4 protein-coding genes are annotated in these 3,672 nt (G+C 65.1%); all 4 read right to left on the reverse strand.

All coding sequences use genetic code 11. From position 1 onward, the window contains the following. The coding region (locus IM725_RS19680; protein ID WP_193782341.1) for an NAD-dependent epimerase/dehydratase family protein at nt 1–125 on the reverse strand (125 nt) is incomplete at its 3' end. A 396-nt stretch (nt 126–521) separates the two neighbouring features. Further along, nucleotides 522–1,844 carry a TRAP transporter large permease gene (locus IM725_RS19685; RefSeq protein WP_193782342.1) on the reverse strand — a complete coding sequence of 441 codons (1,323 nt, stop codon included), beginning with the start codon at nt 1,842–1,844 and terminating at the stop codon, nt 522–524. Next, on the reverse strand, nt 1,841–2,479 hold the full coding sequence (locus tag IM725_RS19690) for a TRAP transporter small permease (protein ID WP_193782343.1): 639 nt from the start codon (nt 2,477–2,479) through the stop codon (nt 1,841–1,843). The genes IM725_RS19685 and IM725_RS19690 overlap by 4 nt, the downstream gene beginning before the upstream one ends. Before the next feature lie 13 nt (nt 2,480–2,492). After that, complete coding sequence (locus IM725_RS19695) at nt 2,493–3,521, reverse strand: TRAP transporter substrate-binding protein (protein WP_193782344.1); 1,029 nt, start codon at nt 3,519–3,521, stop codon at nt 2,493–2,495. Between the last annotated feature and the right edge of the window lie 151 nt (nt 3,522–3,672).

Genomic DNA, 3,672 nt, shown 5'->3' on the forward strand with positions numbered 1-3,672 from the left:
TTCTCGCGGTTGCCGGCGTAGGTCAGCTTGTCGAGGTTGACCACGGGTTCGTCGGAACCCGCCAGCCAGTCCAGCACGAAATTGCTGCCGATGAAACCGGCCCCGCCGGTCACGAGTAACGTCATTTTTTTATCATACCATTCGAGGCGGGTCAGTACTGAACTGCGGAGTGCGTTCCGGCCAGGTGAAGCAGTGGCGGAGTCGCCTGTCCCTGCGCATCGAAAAGCTTGGTGATGCGCACTCGGAAGCCCGGGCACCCATACCCATCGCGCGGCGATACAGGCAGCTTCCTACCAAGACATGGGCGCTCGCTCCAGCGTCCAAGGCTGACTTGCAGAAGTATAGCCAGCCACACTTGCTCAACAGTAAGCATCGGATGAGCTGGGCGCCCCGGCGTCACAACCTGATGCACAAAACGGGTGCCGCAGGGCGTGGGCGGCTTCCCGCGCCCAGGGCAGGAGCCGGGCTGCGACGGCACCAGGTGGGGGAATCGAAAAGGCCGCCTCGCGGCGGCCTTACTGTCACTTCATCAACAGATGCGGCAACCACAAACTCAGTGGCGGCCAGTAAGTGACGACCACCAGGAACAGCAACATCGTCAGCAGCCAGGGCCACACCGCCACCGCCAGCTCCGTGATGCCCATCTTGGTGATGCCTGAGGAAACATACAGGTTCAGCCCCACCGGCGGGTGGCACATGCCCACCTCCATGTTCACCGCCATCAGGATGCCGAAGTGCACCGGGTTCACCCCCAGCTTCACCGCCACCGGGAACAGGATGGGCGCCATGATCAGGGTGATCGAAGACGGCTCCATGAAGTTGCCGGCGGCCAGCAGGATGATGTTGGTCAGGAGCAGGAAGGTCACCACGCCCAGGCCGGACTCCGTCATCCAAGTCGCCATGGCCTGCGGGATCTGCTCCGAGGTCATCAGGAACGAGAAGAGCACCGCGTTCGTGATGATGTAGAGCAGCATCGCACTCATGGACGCCGCCCCCAGCAGGGTGCGTGGCACGTCGCTGAGCTTGAGGTCCTTGTAGACGAAGACGGCGATGAAGAAGGCATAGACCGCCGCGCAGGCCGCCGCCTCGGTCGGCGTGAACACGCCGCTGTAGATGCCGCCGATGACGACCACGATCAGCAGCAGGCCCCACACGCAGTCGCGGAAGGCCTGGAAGCGCTGGGCCCAGGTGGCGCGCTCCATGCGCGGGTAGTCGAACTTGCGGGCACGCCACCACGTGGTCACGCCCAGCAGGAAGGACAGCGCCAGGCCGGGCACGACGCCGGCGATGAACATCTCGCCCACCGAGGCCGAACCCACCATCTCGCCATGGGGCCCGCTCACGTTCATGCCGGCCGTGGCAATGGAATAGATCACCAGGTTGATCGAGGGCGGGAACAGGATGCCCAGCGCGCCCGAGGTGGTGATCACGCCGGCGCCGAAGCGCTTCGGATAGCCCTGCTTGACCATCGCCGGCATGATGATGGAGCCCACCGCGACCACCGTCGCCACCGAGGAGCCGGAGATGGCGGCGAAGAGCGCACAGGCCATGACGCCCGCCAGCCCCAGGCCACCGTACCAGTGCCCGATCATGGACGTGGTGAAGTTGATCATCCGCCGCGCCACCCCGCCGTGCGTCAGGAAGTTGCCGGCCAGGATGAAGAACGGGATCGCCATGATCTCGAACTTGTCGATGCCGGTGAACAGCTTGAGCGCCACCGATTCGATGGGCACCTGCGTCATGGTGAACAGGTAGGTCAGCACCGTCAGGCCGAGCGAGATCGAGATCGGCATGCCCGTGAGCATCAGGGCCAGCAGCAGCCCGAAGATGATGAGGGTGTTCATGCGCGCTCCTCGCGGAAGCCGGGGCTCACGGTGTTGGCGTCCACAGGCGCCTCGTCCAGGCCTTCGACGTGGCCGGGGTCATGGTGCGGGATCTCGCCGGTCCGCAGGAAGTGCCAGGCCACCTGGAGGAAGCGGAAGCACATCAGGTACGAGCCCAGCGGCACGCAGGAATAGACGATCCAGGTCGGCACTTCCAGGTCCGGCGTGGTGGGGCCCTCGGGCAGGTCGCCCACGTCCCAGCCGAAGCGATGGTAGAAGGCGTAGTGCGCGCCGTTCTCCCAGACGAAGCGGGCACCGAGCGTGCCCACCACGATCGTGAACAGCGCGCCGGCCAGCAGGCCGAACAGGATCAGCCAGCGGGCCTTGTCCTTGGGCAGCTTGCGCACCACCACGTCCACGCCCACGTGCGTGCCCTGGCGCACGCCATACGCGGCGCCGAACTTCGCCATCCACACGAACATGTAGATGCACAGCTCCTGGGCCCAGCTCACGTCCAGGCGGATGGTGTAGTCCTGGATGTAGGGCACGCCCGAGAGGAAGCGGTGCAGCACCGCCAGGAAGATGACGAAGGTGGCCGCCCCCATGAGGAAGGCGATCAGCCACTCCTCCAGGTGGTCGAGGATGCGGTTGAACATGGCGCGCGGCGGCTTACTTCGGGGCGACGAAGCCGGCGGCCTTGTACATGGCGTCCATGTTGGCCTTGCCCACGCGCGATTCCATTTCCTTGTGCACCGGCATCAGCGCGCGGACCCACTCGGTGCGCTCCTCGGGCGTGAGCGTGTAGATGGTGGTCTTGCCGCTGGCCTTGATCTTGTCGAAGGCCGCCTTGTTCTCGGTGTCGGCGATCGCGTTGGCATAGGTGGTCGAATCCTTGATGGCGGATTCGAGGATCTTGCGTTGCGCGTCGGACAGGCCGTCCCAGAACTTCTTGTTGACGATCACCGCGTAGGCCAGGTGGCCGTGGTTGGAGACCGTCATGTGCTTCTGCACTTCATAGATCTTCTGGGTGTAGAAGTTCGAAGGCACGCCTTCGGTGCCGTCGACCACGCCCGACTGCAGGCCCTGGTACAGCTCGGAGAAGGCCATCACCTGCGGGATCGCGCCCAGCGCGCGCATCTGCGCGTCCAGCACCTTGGACGACTGGATGCGCATCTTCAGGCCCTTGAAGTCGGCCACGTGGTGCAGCGGCCGGTTGGCGCTCATGATGTGGAAGCCGTTGTCCCAGTAGGCCAGGCCCTTGATGCCCTTGGGTTCCAGCTTCTTGAACAGGTCCTGGCCGACGGGGCCCTCGGTCACGGCACGGAAGGCGGCCTCGTCCTTGAACAGGAAGGGCAGGTCGAAGGCTTCGAATTCCTTCACGCCCAGCGGGCCGAACTTGGCCAGCGAGGGGGCCAGCATCTGCACCGAGCCCAGCTGCAGGGCTTCCAGTTCTTCCTTGTCCTTGTAGAGCTGGCTGTTCGGGTAGACCTCGACCTTGATCGCGCCCTTGGAGCGCTCCTCGACCAGCTCCTTGAACTTGAGCGCGCCCTTGCCCTTGGGCGTGTCGGGCGCCACCACGTGGCTGAACTTGATGACCAGGGGCGCCTGCGCGAAGGCGGCGGGCGCGGCACTGGCCACGGCCGCGGCGGCGGCCGCCGTGATCAGGGTGCGGCGGGTGAGGGTGCGGAAAACGGTCATGCGTGTCTCCAGGTTTTTTTGCGAAGTGGAACGGGGGGAATCGTCAGCGTCGCATTCTGGCCAGGGGCCCTCGCGCTCGCCAGTTGTGGAGTTCCACATGGGGCGGCGCGCGCACGGGGCGCTGCACTAGACTGGCCGCATGGCGCCGCCT

The sequence above is a fragment of the Ramlibacter aquaticus genome, from assembly GCF_015159745.1.
GTDB classification, from domain to species: domain Bacteria; phylum Pseudomonadota; class Gammaproteobacteria; order Burkholderiales; family Burkholderiaceae_C; genus Ramlibacter; species Ramlibacter aquaticus.